Source organism: Azospirillum terrae, from assembly GCF_053470425.1.
Genome location: NZ_JBPXMR010000064.1, coordinates 1 through 625 on the forward strand (window position 1 = coordinate 1; position 625 = coordinate 625).

Annotated in this window: 1 rRNA gene; it reads right to left on the minus strand. The window is 60.0% G+C overall.

The features are described from left to right. Positions 1-293, minus strand: a 23S ribosomal RNA gene (locus ACSVDD_RS29725); the annotation flags it as partial. Positions 294-625: the final 332 nt, after the last annotated feature.

The following is a 625-nucleotide window of genomic DNA, read 5'->3' on the forward strand; positions in this document are numbered from 1 at the left end:
ACAGTTCCGGTTGTCTCTCTGTGACCACTGGCCTGGTCCGCGTTCGCTCGCCACTACTTGCGGAGTCTCGGTTGATGTCCTTTCCTCCGGCTACTTAGATGTTTCAGTTCGCCGGGTTCGCCTCCAACACCTATGGATTCAGTGCTGGATACCGCCGAAGCGGTGGGTTGCCCCATTCGGAAATCCTCGGATCAAGGCCTGCTCGCGGCTCCCCGAAGCTTATCGCAACGTGCTACGTCCTTCATCGCCTCTCAGTGCCAAGGCATCCACCAGATGCCCTTCTTACGCTTGATCCTTGAAGCGTACAGCGCCGCGCGCAGGAACAAGCCCGCCCGCGACCTCTCGCGCCACAAGATGCTGCACAACACCAGTCCCTTTCAGGACCGGACGTCGTGCGTCCTCGGTCACTCACTTATCGCTCTTCACATTGTCCAAGACCCCAACGCGCCGAAACGCGTCGAACCTTCCCGCAAACATCCCTTTCCCCGAAGGAAAAGCGTGTCTGTGAGAAGGGATGCGCCGGCGGCCGGCGTGATGGGCGGGGAGAGCGGATCCAGATGGGACCGGCTGTCCTTAGAAAGGAGGTGATCCAGCCGCAGGTTCCCCTACGGCTACCTTGTTACGA